This window comes from Bradyrhizobium sp. 63_E2_N1_3 (assembly GCF_052076005.1).
Taxonomy (GTDB): domain Bacteria; phylum Pseudomonadota; class Alphaproteobacteria; order Rhizobiales; family Xanthobacteraceae; genus Bradyrhizobium; species Bradyrhizobium barranii.
Map to the genome: position 1 here is coordinate 8453221 of NZ_CP197235.1, position 26069 is coordinate 8479289.

Genomic DNA, 26069 nt, shown 5'->3' on the forward strand with positions numbered 1-26069 from the left:
GGCGGACACTCACGCAACTGAAGCTCAAATTCGACGTGATTGTAGCACGCCGAGGATGACAGCAGTGTGGGAGCTGTGACCGCAAGATGCAACCGGAACGTAGGGCGGTTCAGTGCTCGAATACCAGCCGTGCGCCGACCGTGCCCTCAAGCGCGCGGATCTGCGCAAGCAGCGCGCCTGAATCCTCGCCCCCGAGGTCGGCGTCGAGCACGACGTAGCCGAGGTCGCCGGCGGTCTCCAGATATTGCGCGACGATGTTGATGTCGCGCTGGAGGAAAACCTCGTTCAGCCGCCGCAGCATGCCCGGCACGTTGCGATGGACATGGCTGAAGCGCGCACCGGCGGGACGCAAGTGCAGTTGCACCTCCGGGAAATTCACCGCGCCCATGGTCGATCCCGTGATGAAATAGTCGACCAGTTTTCGCGCGACTTCCCCGCCGATGCGCTCTTGTGCTTCCTCGGTCGAGCCGCCGATATGCGGGGTGAGGATGACGTTCTCGAGGCCCTGCACCGGGCTCTTGAAGCGATCCGAGTTCGAGGACGGCTCGACCGGAAACACGTCAATGGCTGCGCCGGCGAGATGGCCGTCGCGCAGGGCGCCCGCGAGCGCATCGAGATCAACCACGGTGCCGCGGCTGTTGTTGATCAGGAACGAGCCTGCTTTCATCGCCCGCACCTCCGTCTCGCCGATCATGCCCGCGGTCTCCGGCGTCTCGGGCACGTGAAGGCTGACGACATCGCTCTGCGCCAGCAGCTCTTCCAGCTTCTCGACCGGCTCGGTGTTGCCGTGGCGGAGCTTGTCGGTGCGGTCGAAATAGATCACGCGCATGCCGATCGCTTCGGCCAGCGTCGAGAGCTGCGAGCCGATATTGCCGTAGCCGATGATTCCGAGCGTGCGGCCGCGCACCTCGCGGCTGCCGGTCGCCGACTTGTCCCAGCCGCCCTCATGGGCCGACACCGAGCGCGGGAAGATGCGCCGCAGCAGCATCACGATCTCGCCGATCACGAGCTCGGCGACGCTGCGCGTGTTGGAAAACGGCGCGTTGAACACGGGAATGCCGCGCTTGCGGGCCGCCAGGAGATCGACCTGGTTGGTGCCGACGCTGAAGCAGCCAACCGCGAGAAGCCCGTCCGCGGCCGCGAGCACCTCATCGGTGATCTGGGTGCGCGAGCGGATGCCGAGCAGCGACACGCCCTTCAGCGCGCGCCGCAGGTCTTCGCCGTCCAGCGCCTTGGTCAACCGCTCGACATTGGTGAAGCCCGCGCTCCGGAACAGGTCGACAGCGCTGTCATTGACGCCTTCGAGCAACAGCGCCTTCGCGTTCCGCTCGGGGCTTTGGCCTGGGGCTGGCATGGAATCTCCGTAGGTCACAGCTTTGCCGCAGCTCATAGACCGCGGGGGAGATGCAGCACAATAGGGTTTGGATATGGGGAGAAGATGGCGGGGCGGTAAGTGTTTACGGTGGCCGCCCGGTCAAATGACGTAAAACCCATGCGTGCCGTCGAGACGCAGCTGCTCGACCAAGCCATATTCCCAGTCGAGATAGGCCTGCATCGCGCGCTCGGCGACGTCAGTGCCCTCATAGGGCCGGCGGTAGCGGTGCGCCGGATCGGGCTTCGGCAGCACGCGCGGCGGGCCGACCTCGAGCTCACCCTCGTAACCGCCTTCGAGGACGTAGACCTCCCAGCCCATCTGCGCGAGCCAGGATGCCGTCATGTCGGCACGCACGCCCTTGTCGTCGGTCAGGAGGATGCGCGCGCCGCGCACGGGCGCGGCCATGTCGGTTTCCTGGACGAGCTGGCCACCGGGATAATGGCGGAAGCCGGGGAGATGGCCGGCCGCATACTCCTCTGCGTCGCGCACGTCGAAACGATAGAGCGTGCGATCGGTCTGAGCTGCGAGCGCCTTCGCCTCGCTCGCGCCGATATGGCGAACACCGGCGCGATAGGCGACGTCGCGCGCATTGGCCGGGCCCCCCTCGAATGGCCCGATCGCGCCACGCCGGTCCGCGCCATGATCGAGCGTGTGCCGCGCCAGCGTCCAGCCGATCGTGCCGTTGCGCAACGCCCGCACCTTGTTGGGCACGCCGGCGTTGATCAGCGACTGGGTGCCGATGATCGAGCGCGTGCGCCCGGCGCAATTCACGATGATGGTGGTCTCAGGGTCGGGCGCGGCCTGTCCTGCGCGCAGCACCAGCTCAGCGCCGGGCACGCTGACCGAGCCCGGAATGTTCATGGTCGCATATTCGTCGAAGCGGCGAACATCGAGGATGGCGATGTCGGCCTTGTCCGCGATCAGCTTTGCCACTTCGTCGGCACTGAACGACGGCGTGTGGCGGCGGGCCTCGACCAGCTCGCCGAATGCCTTGGAATAGGAATTGACGTCCTCGAACACCTGATAGCCCGCATCGCGCCAGGCCTTCAGCCCGCCGTCGAGCGCGCTGACATTGGTGTAGCCGAGCGCGGCAAGCCGCTCGGCGCCGGTTGCAACAAGTCCCTCGCCATCATCGTAGAGCACGATCGCGACGTCCTTGCGCGGCAACCGCAGCTCGGCCTCGATCGCGATCCGGTCCGCGGCCATGTTGGCGGCAAACAGCGGATGCCCGGTGGCGAAGCCGGCCTCGTACCTGAGATCGAGCAGCGCGATCTCCTCGCGGAGCAGCAGCGCGCGGCGGATATCGGCGGGGGTAACGGTGAAGAGCTTCATGGCGTGAACCCTGGCAAGTACGGCCAAGGGCTTTTGAACGATTGTCGCGCGCTTGGCTAGCCTTCGCGGCCGTTCACTCGCCCGGAACCAGCCGCCCGAGCGGCGGCTGCGCGGGACGCCGCAGCCTGCGGCGCGACAGATAGAGCAAAATGCCGGTGACCGAGAACAGCGGCATCAACGCTGCTGCAATCATGAAGGCGAGCTTGCCCGGCCAGCCCAGGAACGCGCCGCGATGGATGTCGAGCACGTTCGCGATGATCTTCTGGCCGAGCGTCTTGTCGGCATAGCGCTCCGCCGAAATCACCTGCCCCGTGACCGCATCCACGCGGAATTCGTCGCGCGTGGTATCGAGCGTCGAATCCTTCGGCCACGACCGGATCCGGATGACCGTGCCGGGTCCGGCGGGCAGCGTCAGCAACGCTCTGGAGAAATGTTTCCCCTCCTCATGCTGGAGCGTCGTCCATGCCTGATCGAATCCGATCGGCTGGGCCGGCTCGGGCCGGGCGGACGGACGCGGCACCTTTGCGGACATCTTCGGCTGCATCTTCGCAGCAGCGACCTCTGGACGCGACAGCAGCCAGACCACCCCGTCCTTGTACCAGTCGAACGAGTACCACAGCCCGGTCAGCGTCATCACCAGATAGACCGGCAGTACCCAGGTGCCGATGACGGCATGCAGCGAGCGGTGCAGGCCGCGCCCGCTGAGTCCGAGATTGGGTTTCAGCCACATCTTCACGCTGCCGGCGCGGCGCGGCCAGCGCAGCACGAGGCCCGAGATGAGCATGACGATCAGGCCGAGCGCGGCGATGCCGGTGATCTGGCGTCCCCACCCCTTGGCATCGCCGGGGATCAACAGCCATCGATGCAGCCTGCGCACGGTCGCGAAGAACTCCTCGCCACGCGGCGCACCCAGCACGCGCGCGTCGTAGGGATCGACATAGAGCGATGTCGGCCGCGCGCCCTGCTCGTCACGCGCGAAGCGGACACGCACCGCCGCGGCCGGATCGCTCGACAGCGTGACGGCCGAGACCTTGCCGAGGTCCTGCCCCGCCTTCAGCCGGGCCACCAGTTCGTCCGGCATCAGCGCCGGCGCCTGGCGCGGCGCGACCTGCATGATACCGCTATTCAGATGATCGCCGATCTCGTCCTCAAAGCTCATGATCGCGCCGGTCAGCGCGATCAAGGCCAGCAGCAGCGCAAGCACGAGGCCCGCGATCGAGTGAATCTGGTGCAGAGCGGCCTTGATGTGATGCCCCACCCTACTCATCGAAGCCAACCTTCTTGATAAGCGAGATCGCGGCCTGCTGACGTGCGGCGATCTGGTCGATCGAAATTGCATCGGCGATGAACGTGCCCATTTCGGCAACGATCGGTGCACGCTCCGCTGCTGCAAGCACGGGGTATTCCAACTCGGCAGCGGCAAAGATCCGCTGCGCTGCCGGCGTGACAAGGAATTCGAGGAATTGTCGCGCCAACGCCGGATGTGGCGCCTGTTTCGCGATGGCCGCGCCGGTGAGGTTCACATGCGTGCCGCCGCCCTTGAAGGTCGATGGCACCGCCTTGACCTCCATCGCCCAGGCACGCCAGTCGGCCCCTTCGCGTCCGTCGCGCAATTGCGCCAATGCCACGGTGTTGCCGATGCCGATCTTGCACGCGCCTTGCGCGATCTCGCGGATCACGTCGTTGTCCTTGCCATCAGGCTTGTGCGCGAGATTGGCCTTCAGCCCGGCGAGCCAGGCCTCCGTCGCGGCCTCGCCGTGATGGACGAGATAGGCCGCAACCAGCGCGACATTGTTCTGATGCAGCGGCGAGCGCATGCAGAGCTTGCCGCGCCATCTGGGATCGGAGAGGTCTTCATAGTCGATCGAAGCAAGCGCGCTGTCCTTGCGCACAAAGGCAACGCGCGGGCGGACGGAAAGCGCAAGCCATTGCGCGCCGTTACCACGGAGATTTGGAGGGACCACCTGGTCGAGACGCGACGGCGTGAAGGCTTGCGTCAGACCGCGGGTGGAGAGCTGGGTCGTCTTGTCCAGCCCGATCGTCATCAATAGGTCGGCAGACGACGCGTCACCTTCCGATACCAAGCGCTTGACGAGACTGTCCTCGACGAAGACGATTTTCACCTTGACGCCGCTGGCTTCCGTGAAGGCCGCAACGACAGGCTCGACCAGGGCAACCTCCCTGGTCGAATAGAGCGTGATCTCCTCGGCGCGGCTCGCACCTGTGGCAGCAAGGCAGGCAGACGCCGCCGCGATCAGGACCGCGATGGCTTTGTGCCGCACCGCCATCGCTAGAACTTCACCGTTGCCGACAGCGAAACGCGGCGCGCATCGCCGATCGCGACGTTCAGATTGTTGACGGCGGAGGGATAATAGACGGTGTCGAACAGGTTCTTGACGTTGAGCTGATAGATCACCGGCGTGTTCTGGTAGTTCGTCTCATAGGTCGCGAAAATATCGGCGACCACATAGGACGGCAAGAAGAAGCTGTTGATCGCATCACCGGGACGGTCGCCGACATAGCGCGCGCCGCCGCCGAGGCGGAGCTGGCCCGGCAAAGCTGTACCGAAATCATAGACCAGATAGAGCGAGGCCGTGTTCAGCGCGACGTTCTGCAGCTTCATGCCGTAGAGCGACCGATCTTCGGATGCCGTCACCCGCGCGTCGGTATAGCCATAGCTGCCGATCAAGGCCCAGCTGTCGGTAAGCCTGCCGGTCACGTCCAGCTCGACGCCCCGGGAGCGGGCGCGGCCGACGGTATGGAGTTCCACCACGCCAGCGCTGTTCGTCTTCGTCGTCTGCACGTTCTTCTTGTCGAGATCGTAGAGCGCCAGCGTACCGGAGATACGCTTGTTCAGATCGAACTTCACGCCGGTCTCATATGACACGCCTTCTTCGGGCGCGACGTTGGAATCGATCACGATGCCGATCGGCGCGATGGTCGAGTTGGGCTTCAGCGATTCGGTGTAGCTCGCATACAGCGAGATCTCGTCGGTCAGCTTGAAGATGGCGCCGCCGAGGGGAAGCACCTTGTCTTGCGACACGTTGGTATTGGTGACGAACGGTTTCCCGCGCCCGGCGATCTGGTCGTAGTCCATGTAACGGACGCCGCCGACCAGCGCGAACCGTTCGGTGAGATGCAGGGTGTCCTGGAAGAACAGCGACCATTGGCCGAGCTTGTCTGTCTGTGCGCTATCGCTGTTCGACACCGTCGTGCCCGGTCCGACCAGCCCGTAGACTGGATTGTAGACGTTGATGGCGGGAGTCGCCTGCCGTATCAGATTGTCGCGATAGATGGTGCGATACTGGCCGTCGCCGCCGAATACCACCTCGTTGCGCATATTGCCGAGCCAGAAGCCGCCGGAAATGTACGACGTTCCATAGCTGGCATTACTGAGCGAGCCCTGCGTGCCGTCGTTGCTGCGCGTCTCGACGCCCGTCGTGAAGTTGAGGGTGGAGATGCGGAGCTGGTTGGCGCTGAAGGTTTCGGTGTTGTAGCTGTAGCCGGCGTAAAGCTTCCAGTCCTGGTTGAAGCGATGCTCGATCGAGGCTTGCATCAAGTCCGAGGTGCCCCAGGTGTTGTTGAAGGGCTCATCGAGCCGGCGCGTGGACGGCACTGCGAGCGGTGCCTTGGTCACCGGATTGAACGCCGTGCCACGATCGAACGGATAGATGAATTCACGGTGCTCGTAATTGAGCTGGACCGTCGTGTCCTGGCCGTACCAGGCCAGCGACGGTGCGACCAGCATTTCGCGGTGACGGCCGAAATTCCGCCAGTAATCTTCGCTGACGCCGTAGCCGATGAAGCGATAGGCAAGGCCCTGATCGCCGATCGGACCGGTAACGTCGAGCAGGCCGTCAGCGCCGGTTTTCGAGGCACTGAATGCCGAGCCGAGCAGCGTGACCGAACCGTGCTGATAGAGCTCCGGGCGTTTGCTGATCGTGTTGACGATGCCGCCGGGATCCATGATGCCGTAGAGCAGCGAGGCCGGCCCCTTCAGCACCTCGACGCTTTCGACCGCGGGATTGAAGCTGCGGCCCTGCACCAGCGGCATGCCGTTGCGCATGATCGAACCGTCGCGGTTGTCGCCGAAGCCGCGGCGGATCACCGCGTCCTGGCTGCCGGCGAGCGTGTTGGTCTGAGTGATGCCGGAGACATTGATGAGCGCATCGTCGATGTTCCGCGGGAGCTGGTCCTTCAACACCTGTTCAGGCACGATGTTGACCGCCTGCGAGGTATCGAGGGGCGAGGCGCCGCTGCGCAGTGTGGTCGAACTCGGCATCGCGCGGTAACCGAGCTTGGCAGCTTGCTGCGCGGCGGCCGCGGCTGCAGCACGTTCCGATATTGTCGGTGCTGCTGGTGTGGCGGCATTCCGGCTGCGCTGGCGCGCGGCGGCTTGCGTCCGGCGCTGGGGCGATTCAGATGCGCGGGCCGGCTTCGGTCGCTGCACCGGCGCTTCCACTGTCACCGGCGGCAGCGCTGACTGCGCCTGCGCGGTCGTCGTGTTCGAGGGGGATTCGACGAGCAGCACCGCTGCGCCGAGGAGAAGACCTGCACGGCTCTTGCCGGCATGATGACGATGGCCGCTGACGCGTTGGCCATCCACGAGGGCACGCACTTTCATTCCACTTCAAGTCAAGAACATTGAAGTGTGCGCCTGTAACAGTCGGCGGGATCGAAGAGAACCGTAGGCGAGCTTGAATCGCTCTAGTGTTGAATCGTTCTAAGCGCATCGGCGCACCGAACGGCAATCACCGATTGACGTCGCAGGGATCGCAACACGCTGCACGCGAATCCGCGGCAACGTGTCACGAAAGTTTCGCATCTCACGCGATGGCAGGAGCAATCAGCTCGTCAATCTTTCGCTTGAGCGCCGCACCATCGGACGAAGCACGGAACGGCGGGCGTACGCGCAGCCAGCCGGCGTCGCCCGTCTGTGCGGCGAGGATTGCCTTCAGCGTCGCGAGGAACGACGGCGTGTTCAGCACGACATCGGTCGCGGCTTGCATGCGCGCCTCGACGTCCTTGCCGTCAACCATGCCCTTGACCAGCTCGGGCACGACGTTGGCCATGCCGCAGATGGTGCCGGCGCCGCCGGCGACGATCGCGCGGGTGATGTCGGCTTCGTTGCCGACGGTGATGGCGAGATCCGGCGCGGCAGCACGGAATGCCTGGAACTGCTTGAAGTCGCCGCTGGAGTCCTTCAGGCCCGCAACCACCTTGCCGTAACGCTTGCGCAAGTTCGCAGCGACACCGGTCGGGATCGCAACGCCGGAGACCTGCGGGATGTGATAGAGCGAGGCGCGCAGGCGATCGTCGGCGACGCCGTCGATGATCGCAGCAAAAGCATCCTCGATGCCTTCGGGCGTGACACCACGGTCGAAATAGGGCGGCAGATACAGCAGGTGGCGCAGGCCGAGGCCGAGCACGGTGCGCGTCAGCGCGATGCTGTCGGTGATGGCGGGAAAGCCGCCGCCGATGCCGATACGCTCGGGCGCGACGCCGGCCTTGAGCACGGCCTCGATGGTCGCGACACGCTCGGTGACATTGAAGGAGGTGCCCTCGCCGGTGGTACCGAACAGCACAACGCCGTCGACGCCCTTGCCGAAGAGCTGCCTGGCGTGAGCGGCGAGCTTGGCGGAGTCCACGCTGCCATCAGTCGCCAGCGGCGTCGCCGACGCCACCCAGAACCCGCGAATTGCCTCCGTCATCTCACCACCCATTAGCTGCGGTCCCGGACTAAGCCCCTGATCTCGAACGATCTTAGGAGGCCTTCCGAGCCTTGTTTTTGCTTTACTTTTTATGTTGTACCTTACATACAAGACGGACGCAAATCCTTTCCACCATCACGGCGCGCATGAGACGCAGCCAGATTCCGAGGAGGTCTCGCATGAACATGTTGAGCCCCATTGAGCGTCCCGATCAGTTGCTTGGCGCCTTGCGCGACAAGCTCGGCGCGGCCGCCGTGCTGATGGGCACCGAGGTGCCGACGCGCAATTGCAACGACTGGAGCGCGAGCCTGCCGCAAACGCCGCTTGCGGTGATCCGGCCGGTCGATGCGCAAGGCGTCGCCGATGCGATTGCGGCCTGCCGGCAGGCGCGGCTGCCCTTCGTGCCGCAGGGCGGATTGACCGGGCTGTGCCGCGGCGCATCGCCCGAAGCGGGCTGGGTCGCGATCTCGCTCGAGCGCATGACCGGCATCGAGGAGATCGATCGGGCGTCAATGACGATGACGGTGAAATCGGGCACGCCGCTGGAGACGATCCAGAAGGCCGCCGACGAAGCCGGTTTCTTCTTTCCGCTCGATCTCGGCTCGCGCGGCTCCTGCGCGATCGGCGGCAATCTCTCCACCAATGCCGGCGGCAACCGCGTGATCCGCTACGGCATGACGCGCGAACTGGTGCTCGGCCTGGAGGTGGTGCTGCCCGACGGCACCATCATCACCAGCCTCAACAAGCTGATGAAGAACAACGCGGGCTATGACCTCAAGCATCTCTTCATCGGCTCCGAAGGCACGCTCGGCATCATCACCCGCGTGGTGTTGCGGCTGTTCCCGAAACCGCGCTCGACCATGGCGGCGCTGTGCGCGCTGAAGGACTATGCCGCGGTGATCGCCCTGCTCGATGCCGCGCGAAGCGGGCTCGGACCGCTGCTGTCGGCATTCGAGGTGATGTGGCCGGACTATTGGGACGTGATCACGAATCGCGCCGGGGTGAAGCCGCCGGTCGCCGCAGGCCACGGTCTCTACGTGCTCGTCGAGGCCCAAGGCACCGACGAGAGCCTGGATGCACCGCGTTTCCAGGCCTGGCTCGAAGAGCTGATGGAGCGCGGGCTGCTCGCAGATGCCGCCGTGGCGCAATCGCTGGCGCAGACGCAGGCGTTCTGGCGCGTGCGCGACATCTGCGCCGAGTTCGGCCAGGTGCTGGGTCCGCACATCTCCTACGACATCGGGCTTGCGGTGGCGCGGATGGACGAGTTCGTCACCCGCTGCAAGGCCGCGTTGGCCTCCGGCATCAAGGGATGCGAGAGCGTCTATTACGGCCATATCGGCGACGGCAATCTGCATCTCGTGTCCTGGGTCACCGGTCTTTCCGTCGCGCAGCAGCCGAAGGAAGAGATGGACGCGATCATCTACGGTCTGGTGCGTGAACTGGGCGGCAGCGTCTCCGCCGAGCACGGCATCGGCACGCTGAAGAAGAAGTGGCTGGGCCATGCCAGGAGCGAAGCCGAGATTGCGTTGATGCGGACGCTGAAGGCCGCGCTCGATCCCGATCACCTGCTCAATCCCGGCAAGGTGATCTGAGACAGCAGATGCGATCGCTCAAGCTCGATACGCCGAAATCGCTGTCGCAGCGGGTGGTGCTGCGGCTGCGCCAGGCTATCATCGACGGCGAGTTCGCGCTTGGCGCCGCCATCTCCGAGGAGATGGTGGCGAATTCCTTCGGCGTCAGCCGCACGCCGGTGCGCGAGGCGATGGGCCAGTTGCAGGCGCAGGGCCTGGTCGTGATCCGGCCGCAGGTCGGCAGCTTCGTGTTCACGCCGAGCGCGGACGACATCACTGCGCTCTGCACCTTCCGGATCGCGCTCGAGCCCAAGGCCGCCGAGCTCGCGTTTCGTCACGATCGCGACGGCGCAATTGCGACGATGAGCGAGGCAATCGCGGCGATGGAGCCGGCGATCGCGGCGAAGGACAACATCGCCTATGGCCGCGCCGATGCGAGCTTTCACGAAGGGTTGTTCGCGCATTGCGGCAACCGCTATCTCATCGAATCCTACCAGCTCGTCTCGGGCCGCGTCGCCGCGCTGCGCACCAACCTGACGTCGCCGATCGACGTGCGCACCCGCTCGTCCTTCGACGAGCATCGCAAGCTGCTCGATCTGTTCGCGCGCGGCGAGTTCGCGGCCTTCGAAGCGCTGATGACGACGCACATCACCAATTCCGGCCTGGTCTACGCCAAGGCCTTGAAAGTGGAGGCCTTGAAAGTGGAGGCGCTGAAGGTGGACTGAGCGCCTCTACCCCGCGTCCTTCGATCCCGGCCTGTCCAGAAAATCCAGCGCGGTGTTGATCTGTTCGAGCTGGTGCTCGATCTTGTCGCGATCGTCGACCGACTGCGCCTTCTCGAGCTGTTCCACAAGCTTCTGCTTCCGTGACAACAAGTTCTCTATGACCGTACTCACAAGTCCCCCATCGCCCCGAAACGAAACGTCGAGGCAAAATCCGGTTACGGCACTGGCGCCGGGATGGTCGGGGCGCGCGCGAGCATGGCTCGCACCGGTCCCTTGATCAGAATGTTCGCGGAGGCGGTTGGTTCCTGCGAATGAACCACAACTCCGATCGATGGAACTATTTGCGCAGGCTCGCCCAGACCCCGCCGAGGATCAGCACACCGCCGAACAGATGGATCAGTTTTGGCGGTTCACCGAGAATTGCGAACGACAGCAGGGCGCTCGCGATCGGTCCGAGATAAAGCACGAGCGAGGTTCGGACCGAACCGAATTTGCCGCCGAGCCAGGCAAAGCCGGCATAGGCGAGCAGCCCGGGAACGATCCCGGCGAAGACGTAAGCCGACACCGCTTTCGTGCTGAAGACCTGCGCCGGCGTGGTCCACATCTCGATCAGCGCCTGCGGCAGCGAGAACAGCGCGCCGGCGCCTGCGAACAGGCTCATGCGCGCCAGCAGCGACGCCTTGGGCGCCGCGCGCGATTGCAGCAGCGTGTAGCCGGACCAGCCGAGCATCGCGATCACGACCAGGCCGTCGCCCGCTGCCGTCTCCAGTGCGAACAAGGTCTCCGGATGACCGCCGGAGATGATGAGCAAGGCGCCGGCGAGCGCAAGCGCCGTGCCGAGCCATTGCAGCGGGCCGACCTGCTCGATGCCGAGCACCGCAGAGATCATCAGCACCGTGACCGGCGACAGCGCCATGATCAACGCGATGTGGATCGCCGTCGTCGAGATGCCCGCGGCATAGACCGGGCCGCCGCAGAGGAACATGCCCATGAAGCCGGCGGCGAGGATCGGCCAGATGTTCTTGCCAAGTGGCACGCGGCCGGCGCGGATCTCGGCGAACGCGATCGGCGCGAGCCCGATGGCAACGATGCTCCAGCGGAAGAAGGCGAGCGCGAAGGGCGGGACCGAGCCCGCAAGCCCGCGCGCCAGAATCTGATTTGAGGCCTGCGCGGTCGCCACCAGGATGAAGCCGATCAACGCAACCGCACCGAGCCAGGCCTCGGTGGACGGCGCCGCGCCGGCGTCATCACCGCCGTCAGAAGTTTCCTTGCCCATGGAGCAATCGGATATCCGATGTCGGCCGCGGTGAGAACCCGGAAGAGGGATCGCTCATGTGCATATGGGGCACGCGCACTGTTCCGGGCGGCGAGGCGATGCGCGCCATGCGCAAGGTCTGGATCGAAGCGGCGTTGCCGGGCTCGACGGCAACCAATCTCCGCCTCGTCGAGGACGCCGTACCGATGGTCCGCCAGCATGGCGGCGAGCCGGCCACGACTGCCGAGGTCCGGCAAGGGTTCGCGAACGGTTAACGCACTCCCGCAAGCCGGATAGCCCCTGGCGGAACCGCAAATCTTCACGCGTCCGTCGGTTGTATTCGTACGCCCGGAGTCCTATGCGTAGGCGCCATGGACATCCAGATCATCACCGCCGAAAAGCCCCTGATGGCGCAGGCGCGCCCGCGCAAGCCGGCGCCATTCCTTCCCATGAGCCGCGCCGAGATGGACGCGCTCGGCTGGGACGCCTGCGACATCGTGCTGGTGACCGGCGATGCCTATGTCGACCATCCGAGCTTTGGCATGGCCATCATCGGCCGGCTGCTGGAGGCGCAGGGCTTTCGGGTCGGCATCATCTCCCAGCCCGACTGGCATTCGGCCGATCCGTTCAAGGTGCTCGGCAAGCCAAAAGTGTTTTTCGGCGTCACCGGCGGCAACATGGACTCGATGGTGAACCGCTACACCGCGGACCGGCGCATCCGCAGCGACGACGCCTATACGGCCGGCGGCGAAGGCGGCAAGCGGCCCGACCGCTGCACCGTCGTCTACGCGCAGCGCTGCCGCGAGGCGTTCAAGGACGTGCCGATCGTGCTCGGCGGCATCGAGGCCTCGCTGCGCCGGATCGCGCATTACGATTACTGGTCCGACAAGGTGCGCCGCTCGGTGCTGGCCGACGCCAAGGCCGACCTCTTGCTTTACGGCAATGCCGAGCGCGCCGTCGTCGAAGTGGCGCAGCGGCTCGCTGACGGCGAGGCACCGCGCGACCTCAACGACATCAGAGGCGTCGCGCTGTTCCGCCGCGTCCCGGAGGACTACAGCGAACTGCACGCCGACGATCTCGATTCCGCCGACGAGGGCGCAACGCGCCAGAAGGGTGCGACCGTCATCCGGCTGCCGGCGCTGGAGCAGGTCGAGCAGGACAAGGAAGCCTATGCGCGCGCGTCACGCGTGCTGCATCGGGAGAGCAATCCCGGCAATGCACGGCCGCTGGTGCAGCGTCATGGCGACCGCGACCTCTGGCTCAATCCGCCGCCGATCCCGCTGACCAGCGACGAGATGGATGCGGTCTACGACCTGCCTTACGCACGCGCGCCGCATCCGTCCTATGGCGAGGCAAAGATCCCCGCCTGGGACATGATCAAGTTCTCGGTGACGATCATGCGCGGCTGCTTTGGCGGCTGCACCTTCTGCTCGATCACCGAGCATGAGGGCCGCATCATCCAGAACCGCTCTGAGGGTTCTATTCTGCGCGAGATCGAAAAGATCCGCGACAAGACGCCGGGCTTCACCGGCGTGATCTCCGACATCGGCGGCCCCACGGCCAACATGTACCGGATGGCGTGCAAGGATCCGAAGGTCGAGGCGGCGTGCCGCCGGCCGTCCTGCGTCTTCCCCGAGATCTGCCCGAACCTCAACACCTCGCATGACGATCTGATCCGGCTCTATCGCAAGGTGCGCGAGACCAAGGGCATCAAGAAGGTGATGGTCGCTTCGGGCGTGCGCTACGACCTCGCGGTCGAGAGCCCCGAATACATCAAGGAGCTCGTCACCCATCACGTCGGTGGTTACCTGAAGATCGCGCCCGAACATACCGAGCGCGGCCCGCTCGACAAGATGATGAAGCCGGGCATCGGCGCCTACAACCAGTTCAAGCGGATGTTCGATGCCGCGGCCGAGCAGGCCGGCAAGAAATACTATCTGATCCCGTATTTCATCGCGGCGCATCCGGGCACGACCGACGAGGACATGATGAACCTCGCGCTCTGGCTCAAGAAGAACCGCTATCGCGCCGATCAGGTGCAGACCTTCCTGCCCTCGCCGATGGCGACCGCGACCGCGATGTACCACACCGGCGTCAACCCGCTGCGCGGCGTACGCCGCGGCGGCAGCGACAAGGTCGAGGCGATCAAGGGCCTGCGGCAGCGAAGGCTGCACAAGGCGTTTTTGCGCTATCACGACCCCGACAATTGGCCGGTGCTCCGCGAGGCCTTGATCGAGATGGGCCGCCGCGACCTGATCGGCTCGCGTCCCGACCAGCTCGTGCCCGCGCATCAGCCGCCCGGCACCGGCAAGGCCGCCGGCACACGGCGACCGGTGCGCCCCGGCGGCAAGACGCAGCGGTTCACGACCAAGGGTCTGCGGGTGATGAAGTAGCGGCAGAGCCGGATGAGGTCCGGTTCGGCCTGCGGCAGTTGTGCTCCAAAATAAAATGTCGAAAACAACCCCATGCACAGTAGACGGCATGAGCGGGATCAATGGCTTAGGCGGTCTGCGGCGACGTTGACCCGTCGGGCAAAACAGGCGCTGGATGGCATCCTCGGCAGCGTTGGCTGAGCAAGTCCCCGACGCTCCTCCGTATCGATATCCCAAAGCTTCACATCGCGTCCCGCACGCAAGCTTTTTCCGCGCGCGCTGTGCGGATCATGCTCGAAACGGCATCTTCCATCGATTCGAATCCAATCGACGCGCCGGCCGATGAGGCGCGCGTTCCTTAACGCACGCTCCGAAACCAGTTGACCTCGGCGCCATCATGTCACATATGAAGTTACATGAAACGAGACGGCCGATTATCAGGGGTTCTCCACGTCCTGCTGCACATGGCGCAGCAGCCTGGCCCGTTCACCTCCGAGACCCTGGCGAAGGCCATGGACACCAACCCGGTGGTGATCCGCCGCATCATGGCGGGCCTGCGCGACCTCGGTTACGTCCGCTCCGAGAAGGGGCACGGCGGTGGCTGGACGCTGGCTTGCGATCTGTCGAGGGTGACGCTGCGCGACGTCTACACCGCGCTCGGCAGCCCCTCGATTCTGGCCATGGGCAACCGGACCGAGGCGCCTGGCTGCCTCGTCGAGCAGGCCGTCAATGCCGCGCTCGATCAGGCCTTTGACGATGCAGAGGCGTTGCTGCTGTCGCGCTTTGGCGAAGTGACGCTGGCGATGCTGAGCGACGATCTGCGCAAGCGCCTGGGTGCGCGAAAGCTTCACAGCATGAGCGCGCATCACGCGTGACCCATTCCCCTCAGCAGGACAACATCGTGACCGACATTCAAAACGCGTTCTCCGATCCGCAGATGGTGGCGAAGTACACCGAAGGGCCGCCACGGTTTGTTCCCGGCTACAATTCGATGCTGTCCATGGCGGCGATCCTTTTGGGCGAGCGTGCGCGTGAAGATGCGCGAATACTCGTTCTTGGCGCCGGCGGCGGCCTGGAGCTGAATGCCTTTGCGCAAGCGCAGCCGCGCTGGACCTTCGACGGCGTGGACCCGTCCGCTGCGATGCTGAATCTCGCGAAGCAGACGCTGGGCCCGCTCGCGTCGCGCGCGCGTCTGCACCAAGGCTATATCGACGATGCACCGGAGGGGCCGTTCGACGGCGCGACGTGCCTGTTGACCCTGCACTTCGTCGATGTCGAGGAACGGCTGCGAATAGCGTCCGAAATCCGCCGCCGCCTCAAGCCCGGCGCGCCGTTCGTCGCGGCCCATTTCAGCATCCCCGGCGACGACGATGAACGGCCGCTTTGGCTCTCGCGCTATTCCGCCTTTCTCGCCGCAGCCGGAGTCGAGCCCGACAAGGCGGCCGCCGCGCGAAAGGCGGTCGACGGCCAGTTGAGCATTCTGGCGCCCGCGCGAGACGAAGCAATTTTGCGCGACGCAGGCTTCTCCGTCCCAACCCTGTTCTACATCGGCTTCACGTTCCGCGGCTGGGTCGCCTACGCCTGAGACGTCACGGCCTCGTCGACACGTCGCCATGAAGAAGCCAGGCAGGGCCTGCCTCTCGCGCTACTCCGCAAGCCGCGCGAGCGGGCCCGCGGCCGCCTTCTGTTCACCCAGCGCTTGGCCCTGGGCCATGCGTTGGCGGATCATTGCGACAACCGGGCCTACCTGCTCGAAAGCCCGGTCGTGGGCGTCGTCGCCGGCGACCGCCAGTTTCGTCAGGTCGTAGACGTCGATCCGGTCGCGCGCGAGCTCAGTTCGATAAGGCTCCTGGGTCGGGTCGATATCGCCCAGGCGGGCGACGTCTCCCCAGATCGTCTTCGACAGCGAGAGCGCGCCGTCGTCACGCGAGACGAACAACGAGATGGGGGGCCGCGCGCCGCTCATCCGGTTCAGTTGCGAGCGGAAGACATCGACATCCACGTCGGGTGCCACCAGCATCACATTCTTCAGCTTGCTGCGCTTCGACGCGACAGCCGGGGCGCGGATCGCCCGCGTTCGCAGTGCTTCCAGTGCGATCCAATTGCCCATCGAATGAGCCAGAAGATAAACTTCGCCGACGGCAGACGAGGCGTCGAGCGTGCTCAACAGATTGTCGAGCGCGTCACGCGAAAAATTGGCGCTTTCCCGGTCATAGGTATACGCGCGCAGCCTCAGCTCGCCGCGCGATGGCCAGGTGAAAAGCACGGGAACGACCGGCACTTTGGAGTCGTGCACGATCTGCGCGAAGCGATAGACCGCATCATCGAAGCGGTTGTTGAAGCCGTGGACGAAGACAAGCACCTTGTTGCGACCGGACTGCTTCATCGCCGCGGCGACAGACGCAGCGAAATGCGTCTTGTCGAGATAGTCGGCCGACACAGTCGTGAAATCCCGTTGGGGGTCGCCGGGCAGGCTCGCGGGCCACTGCACTTCGCCGATCTTCCGCGCGGCATCTGGCGGGATCGAGACAGTCACCTCGGCAAAGGACAGCTCGTCCGAACGGTCCCCGCTGAACATCTCACCGGGATCGACGTCGGATCGCTTGCGATTGGTGACGACGTAGATCGGGACATTTGTGTTTCCGGGGGCGACCTGCGCTGTCGGAACAAGCACGCCCTGCGACGGACGTCCTGCACAGCCGCCCAGGACTGCTGCGATCGACAAAGCCAACAAAACTGCTGGAGCACTGATGCGACTCGTCCGGACCACCGGCAACACTCACAACTGGACGCAAGAGCGCGATAACTCACCATCCGGGCAACGGAAGGGGCACCGGATATCGACCAGTCTATACCGGCTGAGCGTGCCTGGATGTCACGGCGCGGCAACACCCAGCCGGCGACAACTGCGGAACCCGGTCTTGCAGACCATGGTCGAGTGAAATGTTTAAGAGGGAGATGTCGAGCATCTCACGTGGCACAAATTGCATATGCGTTGCCGTTGCGGCGGCGGCCTTGCTTTGGCGGTCGTCAGAGCGCCTTGACGTGCTTGGAGAAGATGCGGAGCCGCTCGCGCTGCCGCCTGCCCTGCTGTTCGAAAGCGTATGATGCAAGGCGCTCGACCGCGTCGCGGAGACACCTGAATTGGGTCTCCCTTTCGTCGGGACGCGTGCCCTTCGAGCCGTGAAGGTCGTCCAGCGCGACGCTGCTTATCTCGCAGTCGACGATGCTGGCGCCATACGTCATCGTAAACAGAAACGCCATCCGCTCCGTGTCGTAGCCAAGAATCTGGCCGCGCGTCAGAAGCGCTGCGTTTTCCGCTGGGGATACTCTCGGTGGACGCGGCAATTGTCAGCCTACGGCTTCGCCGGTGTCGCACGGCGGCACCTCCGCCAGGCGGCTCGCCTGCGAAGCAAAATCGTTGAACGCTGCGACTGCGTCGCTCATGTTGCGGCATCCGCGGCTGTCGCGCGAGGCGTGAACGCGAAGATCGAACAGCTCCATCCAGAACAGGGGCGCCGCAGCTGAACCGGCTTCAAGCGTTTCGAACATGTTGATCTCGCAATCGCCAACGCGCTCAAGCGCAACCGTCCGTGGGCCATGAGCGATATGAGGAATTCCGAGCAATTTTCCGTAACTTCGCAATATCTTCACGTTTATAGGCGGCGCGCCATCGCAGCTGGACATCAAGGCCTTCGGGCTTTTTCGGGGTGGGTTCGCCCCCGAGTACAGACGACGCACCTAGGGGGACAGATCGCCGATTTAAGTCACATGACACCCGGTTTCTTGTTATCGTGAGCCAATAACTTGATTTTCTATGCCGCGATCCCGATGCGCGAGCCGAGGACTCAAGGCCGCAGCGGCAACGACGAAAGGGTTCGATGTGGCTGCTGCCCGTTCGCCCCAATTGCAAGCCATGCCCAGTGCGACCGGCGGCATCGCCCGCCTGGTGTGGGCCCGCCTGCGCGAAGCCGGCATTCAGGCGGACGGCTTGCTGTCCAAGGCCAGATTGACCCTCGAGCAGATCCAAGACCGCAAGGCGCGGCTTAGCGTTGAAAGCCAGATCAAGTTTCTGGAGCTTGGTGCCGAGGCGCTGCACGACGACGCCCTGGGATTTCACCTGGCACGGGACTTCGACCTTCGTGAGATCGGCCTGCTCTACTATGTCGCGGCCTCATCCGGGACAGTCGCTGAAGCATTGTCAAAGACGGAGCGCTATTGCCGCCTCGCGAACGAGGGAATTTCACTGCGATTTGCCGCGAAGGACATGGCGATTGCGTTGAGCTATGTCGGCGTGGAACGGCGGTCGGATCGGCACCAGATCGAATTCTGGGTGACCTCTATCATTCGAATCAACCGCGCACTGACCAACCGCCGCGTGGTGCCAAGCCGTGTCAAAGTCGCCCATCGCCGTCGAGCGATGCCCGCGGAGGTCAGGTCGTTCCTTGGTTGCGAGATCGAGTTCGGATCAGACGTCGATGAGATCGCCTTCCCTCAGTCCGTGGGACAGATGCCCATCGAAAGTGCCGATCACCACTTGAACGATCTGCTGGTGACCTTCTGCGAGGAGGCGCTTGCACATCGGAAGCCTGGGGGAGTTTCGCTCAGATCGAGCGTCGAGAATGCCATCGCGCCACTGCTTCCCCATCGCGAGGCACGGGCTGAGGAGATCGCGCGCCGGCTCGGCATGAGCCACCGCACGTTGGCGCGGCGCCTCGCGTCGGAAGGACTGACCTTCACCGGCATTATGGACGAGCTGAAAATCGACCTCGCCAAAAGCTATTTGAAAAAGGACGAGTTGCCGATTTCGCAAACCGCCTGGCTGCTCGGCTATGGCGAAGTCAGCGCATTCACCCACGCCTTCAGGCGCTGGACCGGAATGACGCCACGACAATGGCGTGCCGCGGACGATCCCAAGCGCGCCGACAACGTCAACGATACGCCCCCTCGCGCAAAGAACGCCAGGGCAAGCTAGTCCCGGCGGTAACGCCAAAGCGCCCCGATGCAGCCAGGAAAACACCAGATCCACTCAAGCCGCGGACCGCTGCAACCCTCACCGATCCACCGGCACGCCCGGCCCGAGATGATACCGGCTCGAGAAGAACACCAGCGGCGTAGTGTCGCGATAGTCGCAGCTCGAAACTTCGGCGATGATCAGCGTGTGGTCGCTGACATCGACGTGGCGTGTGACCTCGCAGGCGAACCAGGCCATGCAGCCCGACAGACGCGGCAGGCCGTCGACGATGACGTAATCCGGCGTCGCGCCGGTGTTCGGCTGGCTCGCGAAGTGCCGCGACAGGTCCCGGCCATGCTCGGGCAGGACGTTGACGCAGTAGCGTCCAGTCGCCGAGATCGCCCGGTGCATGCGTCCTGGCATGACCGACACCAGCACGGTCGGCGGGGACAGGCTGACGGTGACAAAACTGTTCGCGGTCATGCCGCAGACGCGGCCGTGCTCGTCCAGCGCGGTCAGCACCGCGACACCGGTCGTAAAGCGCGATGCGGCCTCGCGGAATGAGGCCGGATTGGCGCGCGGCATGTCAATCCCCACTCGCATCGGTCCTCACGCAATCGCCCTGACCGGCTCAGGCGGCGCCGACATGCGCTCGATCCAGGCCTGGATGCGCTGCGGCGTGCAGATGCGGTCCCACTGCCGGTCCGGGTAGTTGAAATTCTCGGTGAACTCGTTGGCCAGCGCCGGGTTCTGGCTCATCGCGCCGATCAGCATGCCCAGCGCTTCCGTCGGCGGCTGCAGCATCACATTGGTCCAGCGCGAGGCCGCCAGCACGCGATCCTGTCGTTTCAGCTCGATCTTCTCGCACAGGCGCAAGTCGAGCGCATCCGCGTTGACGATCTCCTCGCCGAGCACGAAGGCCGCATAGGAGGCGACATTGGCGCCCTGGCCCATCATGGGATCGACGATCGCATGGACGTCACCGAGCGCGATCGCGCATTTGCCGTCGTCGAACTCGACCACAGTGTTGCGCACCGTCGGGACCACGCCGCCTTGCAGCAGATCCTGCGGCTGCGCGAGATCGAAGCGCGCGGTGTCGATGCGGTCGTAGGTCGTCGGGTGATGCTTCTCGAGCTTGCCGAGCAGCACTTTCAAGAAGTGCTTCGGGTTGTCGTCGTAGCTGAGCGTGGCCAGTTCCTCCATGTCGCCGCCCGGCACATTCTCCATCAGCAGCGCGTTGGCGACACCGCCGAACGTAATGGTCGGGATCACGATCATCTCGCCATGGCCTGGAGACACCGAGAGCGTGACGTTCATGGGATCGGGCTGCCGCATGCCGGTGTAAAGCCCGACGCACAGCCGCCGTTGCGGCTGCGAATAGGGGGTGTGCTCCGGCCGGTAAGTGAAGAGCTGGCCCAGCGGACCCTTGCCGGTCGAGACGACCAGGAGATCGAAACGGGCGACCAGCGGACGGATGTCGCGCTCTTCGATGCGGCGATATTCGATCTTGCCGCCGCGGCTGACAAAATCCTGCATCAGGGCAGGAAGATAGATCCGGTAGTCGACGGCGCGGCTCGGCTTCGAGAAATCACCGCGAAAGCTCAGCGGCTGCGGAAAATTGAAGACGTGATCGTGGTAGTAATAATGGTCCTTCGGATCGCTCCAGTGATTGACGCCGAGATAGTCCTCGCGCGCGATCGTCACGTGGTGATGCGCGACGGTGTTGAGCAGGCGGATGTTCTTGTATTCCTCGGGCGGTCGATCCGTGATGATCGTCGCGTCCACGCCGTGCTTCTGCAGGTAAAGCGCGAGATGCAGGCCGGCGATGCCGGCGCCGACAATTCCGATATGGCGTGCCAATTTCGTCTCCTCCCCTGTGAATGCTTGTTTTGAGGGAGCCTAGCGACCCGCCGAGTTGCGCACTACGGAATAAATGGGATATAATTTATTCCAGATCGGAATGAATTATGGACCGGATCGATTGCCTGCGCGCTTTCGTTCGCGCCCTGGAGGGCGGCAGCTTCTCGGCTGCGGCCAAGGAGCTCGGAATCGGCCAGCCCGCGATCAGCAAGCGCATTGCGATGCTTGAAAGCGAATTCGGCACGCAGCTGTTTTCGCGCACGACGCGCACACTGAAGCCGACGGCCGAAGCGCACCGGATCTACGATCTCGCGCGGCAGATCCTCGACAGCTTCGACATGGCGCGGTCGAGTGTCGAACAGGCCGCACCCCGCCCCACCGGCACGCTCCGGATCGGCGTGCCGTCGTCGTTCGGACGGCGCTACGTGATGCCCGTCATCGCCGAGTACGTTCGGAATTATCCGGAAGTGCGGGTCGACATCCGCTTCAGCGAGCGGTTCGTCAATCTGGTGGAAGAAGGCATCGAATTGGCGCTGCGCATTGGAAACCTGGAAGCGAGCACGCTGGTCGCCCGCCGGCTCGGGACCGTGCAGCGCCATCTTGTTGCGACACCCACCTATCTGCACGGCCGCCCGCTGCCGCGGACACCTGACGATCTCAGCTCGCACCAGTGCATCGTCTATTCGCGGATGTCGCCGGCGCAGCAATGGGCCTTCGAATCCGAGCATGGCCGTCACGTCGCATCGATCAACGGACCCATTCACGTCGACGACGCCGATGCGATGCAGGAGGCGACGATGCAGCATCTCGGCATCGCGATCCTGCCCGAATGGAATGCCGCGGAGGGCCTTCGCAGCGGCGAGCTCGAACATGTGCTTCCGGAGTACACCATCGCCGCGCTGCCCCTGCACGCGGTCTATCCGGAGACGCAGTGGATGTCGTTGCGCGCGCGAAGCTTTCTGGATCTCCTGGTCGACCGCGCCGAGCATTTCGCGCCAGCCCCGTCGCATACCCGCACCGCCGGCGCAGGCGGTTGACGCCGCCCCCGCCATCATTAAATGACGCCCATGAAAAAGATCGGATTTCTGTCCTTCGGACACTGGACGCCCTCGCCGCAATCGCAGACCCGCTCGGCGGCGGACACGCTGCTGCAATCCATCGAGCTGGCCGTCGCGGCGGAACAGCTCGGCGCGGATGGCGCCTATTTCCGCGTGCATCACTTCGCGCGCCAGCTGGCCTCGCCCTTCCCGCTGCTCGCCGCCGTCGGCGCGAGAACCAGCACAATCGAGATCGGCACGGCCGTGATCGACATGCGCTACGAAAACCCGCTCTACATGATCGAGGATGCGGGTAGCGCCGATCTCATCGCCGGCGGGAGGCTCCAGCTCGGCATCAGCCGCGGCTCGCCGGAGCAGGTGATCGACGGCTGGCGCTACTTTGGTTATCGCCCGGCCGACGGCCAGAGCGATGCCGACATGGGCCGGCGCCATGCGGAGGTCTTTCTGGACCTGTTGCGCGGCGAAGGTTTTGCCGAGCCCAATCCGCAACCGATGTTTCCCAATCCGCCGGGGCTGCTGCGCCTCGAACCGCATGCGGCGGGCCTTCGCGAACGGATCTGGTGGGGCGCCGGCTCGAACGCGACCGCGGTGTGGGCAGCGAAGCTCGGCATGAATCTGCAGAGCTCGACGCTGAAGAACGACGAGACCGGCGAAGCTTTTCATGTGCAGCAGGCGGCGCAAATCCGGAGCTATCGCGCCGCGTGGACGGAGGCCGGCCACGCCCGCGAGCCCCGCGTGTCCGTCAGCCGCAGCATCTTCGCGCTGATGAATGATCGCGACCGCGCCTATTTCGGCGGGGAGCGCGGAGGCGAAGACCAGATCGGCTTCATCGACCCGCAAACGCGTGCGATCTTCGGCCGGAGTTATGCGGCCGAGCCGGAGGCACTGATCGAGCAACTACGGCAGGACGAGGCGATCGCCGAGGCCGATACGCTGCTGCTGACGATTCCGAACCAGCTCGGCGTCGACTATTGCGCACATGCGATCGAGGCGATCTTGAAGCACGTCGCGCCGGCGCTTGGCTGGCGGTGAGACCGCCGACCGATTCACTGCGAAAGTCAGGCCGTCTCGCGCTGGCCCCTGATCTTCTCAAGCCAAGCTGTCAAACGCGGATGTCTCGTATATCGGCCCTCCAGGCCCGCCAGTTCCTGCTGAAAGACCGGCAGCGAGAGCAGCCGTTCGATATCGGGCTCCCTGATCTTCCAGATCGCCGGCGGAAAGAAGCCATGCACCTTGAGTTCGTAGAGCTCGAAGATCGAATGAATGATCTCGTGTACCGCCCGGCGCTCTTCCGGTGTGATCTCAATGTCGCCGGCAGCCCCTCGCTCGAGGAATGCCGCGACCGGAAGGCGGCGTCGCAGGTCGGAGACCCGGTCGGAATATCGAAGGAAGATGTCCGCGCCCAGACGCCGATTGTTGGTGTGTAGCGCCGCATAGATCGCAGCCATGCCAACGATGATCGATCCGAGCGTCACGAATCTGAGAATATGGTCGAGCACGCGTCTCCTCCTTGCGCAGGGCACCGGAGTGACAGAGATAAACCAGACCGTGGGCCGATAAAATGGGGCGGCCAGGGCTCATGGACGCCCCCGCATCTCACATTTGTCAGATGCGCGGAGGATGAAGTCCCGTGAATTCGTGGTGATGTCAGTCCCGCGCCCGGGCCTACCCCGTCTTCGTCCCCGTGACGACGGCGAGCGCCTCGACGAGGCGGTCGAGATCGGCCTCGTCGGTAAAGAGCGCCGGCGTCACACGGATGCATTGGCCCTTGGCGACGCCCGCCCGGCGCACCGTCATGACCTTGTGGCTATCCCTCAGCTTCACGACGATAGCATCGTTGTCCGCCTTGCTGGTCTTGCCGGCGAGACGGAAGGACGTGATCGCGCCATATGAGCCGACCTCATCCGGCGTCAGGATCTCGATGTCCTTGAATCCGCGGGCGCGGCTCACCCAGTAATCGCGCAAATAGCGGAGGCGGGCTTGCTTTGCCGCCGCGCCGATCTGTTGATGGAGCGCCACGGCCGCGGGCACCGTCAGGACCGTCGCGAAATTGACCGTGCCGGTGTGCACCCGCGAGCGGATATCGGTCTCCGCAAAATCCTCGTCGCCCATGTCACGATCGATGTCGGCGAGGCGATCCTTCCTGATGTAGAGGAAGCCCACGCCGAGCGGCGCGCCGATCCATTTGTGCAGGTTGAAGCCGACGAAATCGACGTCGAGCTCGCCTACCCTGAAGTCGATCTGCCCCCAGGAATGCGCGGCGTCGACGATGGTGTCGATGCCCTTGACCCTGGCCATGCGGGCGATCTCGGCGACCGGCATGACGAGGCCGGTGCGATGGCTGACATGGGTGAGGAGGAGGAGCCTGGTCCTGGGATTCGCCTCGAGGGCGCGGGCATAGGCGTCGAGCACGGCCTGGCGGGTGGCCGGCTCCGGCACATCGAACCTGACCACGTCGACACCGCGGCGCGCCTTAAGCGCGTTCATCGCGTACTGCATCGAATCGTAGTCGAGGTCGGCGTAGAGAACGCTGTCGCCGGGCTTCAGCATGTTGTAGCCGCCGATCAGGAGCTGCAGCGCTTCGGTCGCGCCGCGGGTGAGCGCGATCTCCTCGGGCGCCGCGCCGACCGCCTGGGCCACCTTGATGCGCACGGCCTCGAAATCCGCACCCGCGCGCTGCCGCGCGTAGTAGGTGTTTTGATAGTTGACCATATCGGTCTGGCGAATGAACTCGCGCCTCACCGGCTCGGCCATAATGCCCCAAAAGCCGTTCTCCAGATTGACGACATCCGGCGTCACTGAATAGAGCCCCTTCACCGCCGCCCAATAGGCATTGTCGGTGGCGATGGCGGCCGCCGCTCCGGTCGGCTGCGCCGGCAGGCCGTCGGCTGCCATGGCCGGTGCCGCCAGGGACGTGACGGCTGCGGCCGCGAGGCCCTTCAGGATCGACCGGCGGTCGGACGACATTGTCTCATTCAGATGCATATCAGCCCCCCACGATGCGCGGCGAAGGGAGCAGCGATCCATAGAGCGCGCATGACGAAGGGATGACAGTTCGATGATGCCCGGCCGCCCGGTTACATTTCGGTCATTGCCCCGTCGATCATCCCGGCGCCGATGTCACCGGCCATTGCGAGACGTCCGCCATCGAAAGCAATTCCAGCTTCGCGGACGATTTTTCCAACAATGAGGCATGCGCAAGGCGCCGGGGATCATTGCGATAGTCTTGGAAGTCCGCATCGGATGCGAAGCTGACGATGTGCACCTCGATCGTGCCATCCGGATTTCGAAGACGACGCTACACACGCCCGTTGAACGCAGCGAATAGCGGCAAGACGGCATCCTCGTAGGCGCGGAAGGCCTCGATACCCTCAGGCGGTATTCGGGCAATGAGCACCAACGTTGCGGAGTGAGCTTGAGAAGTCATCGCCGCAATCCCGAGCCGAAATAGTCGCGCATTGGAGACGCCGCATCCTGCGGGCGCCGCCTCGCGGCGTCAATGACGGCTCGAATGCAAGGCCGGCACCTGCGAGACGCCCGCTTTGGGCGGGCTCCTGGGGATCAACTCGCGCGATCTCAGAACAAGGCGGCGCTGACGGCCTGTCCGTAGATCATCGCGGCGACGAGGGAGAGCAGCAAGCCCGCGCCCGAGAAAATCACGAGCACCTTTACGGTTTCGACATCAACGTTGGTTCTCGTCGCGCGGGATATCACCTTTGCCAGTGCAGCCATCATCGCCAGCTCCGAACCGGGCCGCGCGGAGGCGGGCCCTGGTTCATCTAGCGTGATTGGGCGCGTTTGCGTGTGAAGCAGATTACAGGTGCGCTTGCGTGCTGCGCCTCAGACGCAAGCCGTA

General features: G+C 64.5%; 25 protein-coding genes. 9 read left to right on the top strand and 16 right to left on the bottom strand.

The annotated features are described in order from the left end of the window. Positions 1–109: 109 nt before the first annotated feature. The 6 genes from serA to AB7531_RS40285 form a co-directional block, all read right to left on the bottom strand. The gene (gene serA, locus AB7531_RS40260; protein ID WP_063985916.1) at positions 110–1354 is read right to left on the bottom strand and encodes a phosphoglycerate dehydrogenase; all 1245 of its coding nucleotides are present in this window, start codon (positions 1352–1354) and stop codon (positions 110–112) included. Between the two features lie 120 nt (positions 1355–1474). Next, positions 1475–2707: a rhodanese-like domain-containing protein gene (locus AB7531_RS40265; RefSeq protein ID WP_063979780.1), complete on the bottom strand. Its 1233-nt coding sequence runs from the start codon at positions 2705–2707 to the stop codon at positions 1475–1477. Between the two features lie 73 nt (positions 2708–2780). After that, a complete protein-coding gene (locus AB7531_RS40270; protein ID WP_063979781.1) occupies positions 2781–3974 on the bottom strand; it encodes a PepSY-associated TM helix domain-containing protein in 1194 nt (397 codons plus the stop codon). Further along, positions 3967–4995, bottom strand: coding sequence for an extracellular solute-binding protein (locus tag AB7531_RS40275; protein ID WP_063979782.1), 1029 nt, complete (start codon positions 4993–4995; stop codon positions 3967–3969). The genes AB7531_RS40270 and AB7531_RS40275 overlap by 8 nt, the downstream gene beginning before the upstream one ends. A gap of 2 nt (positions 4996–4997) precedes the next feature. Continuing rightward, positions 4998–7331, bottom strand: coding sequence for a TonB-dependent siderophore receptor (locus tag AB7531_RS40280; RefSeq protein ID WP_063979783.1), 2334 nt, complete (start codon positions 7329–7331; stop codon positions 4998–5000). A gap of 202 nt (positions 7332–7533) precedes the next feature. Continuing rightward, positions 7534–8418 (bottom strand): dihydrodipicolinate synthase family protein, encoded by an 885-nt coding sequence (locus AB7531_RS40285; RefSeq protein WP_063985917.1) that lies wholly within the window; start codon positions 8416–8418, stop codon positions 7534–7536. A gap of 179 nt (positions 8419–8597) precedes the next feature. On the opposite strand from AB7531_RS40285, the gene AB7531_RS40290 reads away from it, so the two are divergent. Continuing rightward, entirely contained in the window at positions 8598–10010 is a 1413-nt protein-coding gene (locus AB7531_RS40290; RefSeq protein ID WP_063985910.1) for an FAD-binding oxidoreductase, read from the top strand. 8 nt (positions 10011–10018) lie between these two features. After that, positions 10019–10714, top strand: a complete 696-nt coding sequence (locus AB7531_RS40295) for a GntR family transcriptional regulator (protein WP_063979784.1) — start codon at positions 10019–10021, stop codon at positions 10712–10714. Between the two features lie 6 nt (positions 10715–10720). Here the strand turns inward: AB7531_RS40295 and AB7531_RS40300 are convergent, their stop codons facing one another. Together AB7531_RS40300 and AB7531_RS40305 are read right to left on the bottom strand one after the other, a co-directional pair. Beyond that, on the bottom strand, positions 10721–10861 hold the full coding sequence (locus AB7531_RS40300) for a hypothetical protein (protein WP_162131457.1): 141 nt from the start codon (positions 10859–10861) through the stop codon (positions 10721–10723). 190 nt (positions 10862–11051) lie between these two features. Continuing rightward, complete coding sequence (locus AB7531_RS40305; RefSeq protein WP_063979785.1) at positions 11052–11990, bottom strand: DMT family transporter; 939 nt, start codon at positions 11988–11990, stop codon at positions 11052–11054. Between the two features lie 56 nt (positions 11991–12046). Between AB7531_RS40305 and AB7531_RS40310 the strand changes: the two genes are divergently transcribed. The 4 genes from AB7531_RS40310 (at position 12047) to AB7531_RS40325 (ending at position 15926) form a co-directional block, all read left to right on the top strand. After that, the gene (locus tag AB7531_RS40310) at positions 12047–12244 is read left to right on the top strand and encodes a hypothetical protein (RefSeq protein WP_063979786.1); all 198 of its coding nucleotides are present in this window, start codon (positions 12047–12049) and stop codon (positions 12242–12244) included. Between the two features lie 96 nt (positions 12245–12340). After that, entirely contained in the window at positions 12341–14362 is a 2022-nt protein-coding gene (locus AB7531_RS40315; RefSeq protein ID WP_063979787.1) for a YgiQ family radical SAM protein, read from the top strand. 395 nt (positions 14363–14757) lie between these two features. Next, entirely contained in the window at positions 14758–15216 is a 459-nt protein-coding gene (locus AB7531_RS40320; protein ID WP_063979788.1) for an Rrf2 family transcriptional regulator, read from the top strand. Continuing rightward, entirely contained in the window at positions 15213–15926 is a 714-nt protein-coding gene (locus tag AB7531_RS40325) for a class I SAM-dependent methyltransferase (RefSeq protein WP_063979789.1), read from the top strand. The genes AB7531_RS40320 and AB7531_RS40325 overlap by 4 nt, the downstream gene beginning before the upstream one ends. 60 nt (positions 15927–15986) lie before the next feature. Here AB7531_RS40325 and AB7531_RS40330 read toward each other — a convergent pair whose 3' ends face one another. From AB7531_RS40330 to AB7531_RS40340, 3 genes are all read right to left on the bottom strand, one after another. After that, positions 15987–17120 carry an alpha/beta hydrolase gene (locus tag AB7531_RS40330; protein ID WP_063979790.1) on the bottom strand — a complete coding sequence of 378 codons (1134 nt, stop codon included), beginning with the start codon at positions 17118–17120 and terminating at the stop codon, positions 15987–15989. 251 nt (positions 17121–17371) lie between these two features. Beyond that, complete coding sequence (locus AB7531_RS40335) at positions 17372–17689, bottom strand: DUF1488 family protein (RefSeq protein ID WP_256376441.1); 318 nt, start codon at positions 17687–17689, stop codon at positions 17372–17374. Positions 17690–17692: 3 nt separating this feature from the next. After that, positions 17693–17893, bottom strand: coding sequence for a hypothetical protein (locus AB7531_RS40340; RefSeq protein ID WP_224516821.1), 201 nt, complete (start codon positions 17891–17893; stop codon positions 17693–17695). A gap of 331 nt (positions 17894–18224) precedes the next feature. Here AB7531_RS40340 and AB7531_RS40345 point away from each other — a divergent pair, with 331 nt between their 5' ends. Further along, positions 18225–19316 (top strand): AraC family transcriptional regulator, encoded by a 1092-nt coding sequence (locus AB7531_RS40345; RefSeq protein WP_224580953.1) that lies wholly within the window; start codon positions 18225–18227, stop codon positions 19314–19316. A 78-nt stretch (positions 19317–19394) separates the two neighbouring features. On the opposite strand, the gene styB is transcribed toward AB7531_RS40345, so the two are convergent. Together styB and styA are read right to left on the bottom strand one after the other, a co-directional pair. Next, entirely contained in the window at positions 19395–19880 is a 486-nt protein-coding gene (styB, locus tag AB7531_RS40350) for a styrene monooxygenase NADH-dependent flavin reductase subunit StyB (RefSeq protein WP_063979794.1), read from the bottom strand. A 24-nt stretch (positions 19881–19904) separates the two neighbouring features. Then, positions 19905–21155, bottom strand: coding sequence for a styrene monooxygenase subunit StyA (gene styA, locus AB7531_RS40355; RefSeq protein WP_063979795.1), 1251 nt, complete (start codon positions 21153–21155; stop codon positions 19905–19907). A 107-nt stretch (positions 21156–21262) separates the two neighbouring features. On the opposite strand from styA, the gene AB7531_RS40360 reads away from it, so the two are divergent. Both AB7531_RS40360 and AB7531_RS40365 read left to right on the top strand, forming a co-directional pair. Next, positions 21263–22192, top strand: a complete 930-nt coding sequence (locus AB7531_RS40360) for a LysR family transcriptional regulator (protein WP_063979796.1) — start codon at positions 21263–21265, stop codon at positions 22190–22192. A 30-nt stretch (positions 22193–22222) separates the two neighbouring features. Next, the gene (locus AB7531_RS40365) at positions 22223–23245 is read left to right on the top strand and encodes an LLM class flavin-dependent oxidoreductase (RefSeq protein ID WP_063979797.1); all 1023 of its coding nucleotides are present in this window, start codon (positions 22223–22225) and stop codon (positions 23243–23245) included. A gap of 26 nt (positions 23246–23271) precedes the next feature. Here the strand turns inward: AB7531_RS40365 and AB7531_RS40370 are convergent, their stop codons facing one another. The 3 genes from AB7531_RS40370 to AB7531_RS40380 all read right to left on the bottom strand — a co-directional run bounded on the left by AB7531_RS40370 (position 23272) and on the right by AB7531_RS40380 (position 25948). Then, positions 23272–23712, bottom strand: a complete 441-nt coding sequence (locus AB7531_RS40370; RefSeq protein ID WP_063979798.1) for a hypothetical protein — start codon at positions 23710–23712, stop codon at positions 23272–23274. Between the two features lie 166 nt (positions 23713–23878). Then, positions 23879–25180, bottom strand: coding sequence for an aminotransferase class V-fold PLP-dependent enzyme (locus AB7531_RS40375; protein WP_063986745.1), 1302 nt, complete (start codon positions 25178–25180; stop codon positions 23879–23881). Between the two features lie 609 nt (positions 25181–25789). Continuing rightward, the gene (locus AB7531_RS40380; RefSeq protein ID WP_187387830.1) at positions 25790–25948 is read right to left on the bottom strand and encodes a hypothetical protein; all 159 of its coding nucleotides are present in this window, start codon (positions 25946–25948) and stop codon (positions 25790–25792) included. Between the last annotated feature and the right edge of the window lie 121 nt (positions 25949–26069).

Bases quoted from the DNA above. Each gene is read 5' to 3' on its own strand.
- serA (WP_063985916.1), bottom strand. From the start codon at position 1,354: ATGCCAGCCCCAGGCCAAAGCCCCGAGCGGAACGCGAAGGCGCTGTTG.
- AB7531_RS40265 (WP_063979780.1), bottom strand. From the start codon at position 2,707: ATGAAGCTCTTCACCGTTACCCCCGCCGATATCCGCCGCGCGCTGCTG.
- AB7531_RS40270 (WP_063979781.1), bottom strand. From the start codon at position 3,974: ATGAGTAGGGTGGGGCATCACATCAAGGCCGCTCTGCACCAGATTCAC.
- AB7531_RS40275 (WP_063979782.1), bottom strand. From the start codon at position 4,995: ATGGCGGTGCGGCACAAAGCCATCGCGGTCCTGATCGCGGCGGCGTCT.
- AB7531_RS40280 (WP_063979783.1), bottom strand. From the start codon at position 7,331: ATGAAAGTGCGTGCCCTCGTGGATGGCCAACGCGTCAGCGGCCATCGT.
- AB7531_RS40285 (WP_063985917.1), bottom strand. From the start codon at position 8,418: ATGACGGAGGCAATTCGCGGGTTCTGGGTGGCGTCGGCGACGCCGCTG.
- AB7531_RS40290 (WP_063985910.1), top strand. From the start codon at position 8,598: ATGAACATGTTGAGCCCCATTGAGCGTCCCGATCAGTTGCTTGGCGCC.
- AB7531_RS40295 (WP_063979784.1), top strand. From the start codon at position 10,019: ATGCGATCGCTCAAGCTCGATACGCCGAAATCGCTGTCGCAGCGGGTG.
- AB7531_RS40305 (WP_063979785.1), bottom strand. From the start codon at position 11,990: ATGGGCAAGGAAACTTCTGACGGCGGTGATGACGCCGGCGCGGCGCCG.
- AB7531_RS40310 (WP_063979786.1), top strand. From the start codon at position 12,047: ATGTGCATATGGGGCACGCGCACTGTTCCGGGCGGCGAGGCGATGCGC.
- AB7531_RS40315 (WP_063979787.1), top strand. From the start codon at position 12,341: ATGGACATCCAGATCATCACCGCCGAAAAGCCCCTGATGGCGCAGGCG.
- AB7531_RS40320 (WP_063979788.1), top strand. From the start codon at position 14,758: ATGAAACGAGACGGCCGATTATCAGGGGTTCTCCACGTCCTGCTGCAC.
- AB7531_RS40340 (WP_224516821.1), bottom strand. From the start codon at position 17,893: ATGTTCGAAACGCTTGAAGCCGGTTCAGCTGCGGCGCCCCTGTTCTGG.
- styB (WP_063979794.1), bottom strand. From the start codon at position 19,880: ATGCCGCGCGCCAATCCGGCCTCATTCCGCGAGGCCGCATCGCGCTTT.
- AB7531_RS40360 (WP_063979796.1), top strand. From the start codon at position 21,263: ATGGACCGGATCGATTGCCTGCGCGCTTTCGTTCGCGCCCTGGAGGGC.
- AB7531_RS40365 (WP_063979797.1), top strand. From the start codon at position 22,223: ATGAAAAAGATCGGATTTCTGTCCTTCGGACACTGGACGCCCTCGCCG.
- AB7531_RS40375 (WP_063986745.1), bottom strand. From the start codon at position 25,180: ATGTCGTCCGACCGCCGGTCGATCCTGAAGGGCCTCGCGGCCGCAGCC.
- AB7531_RS40380 (WP_187387830.1), bottom strand. From the start codon at position 25,948: ATGATGGCTGCACTGGCAAAGGTGATATCCCGCGCGACGAGAACCAAC.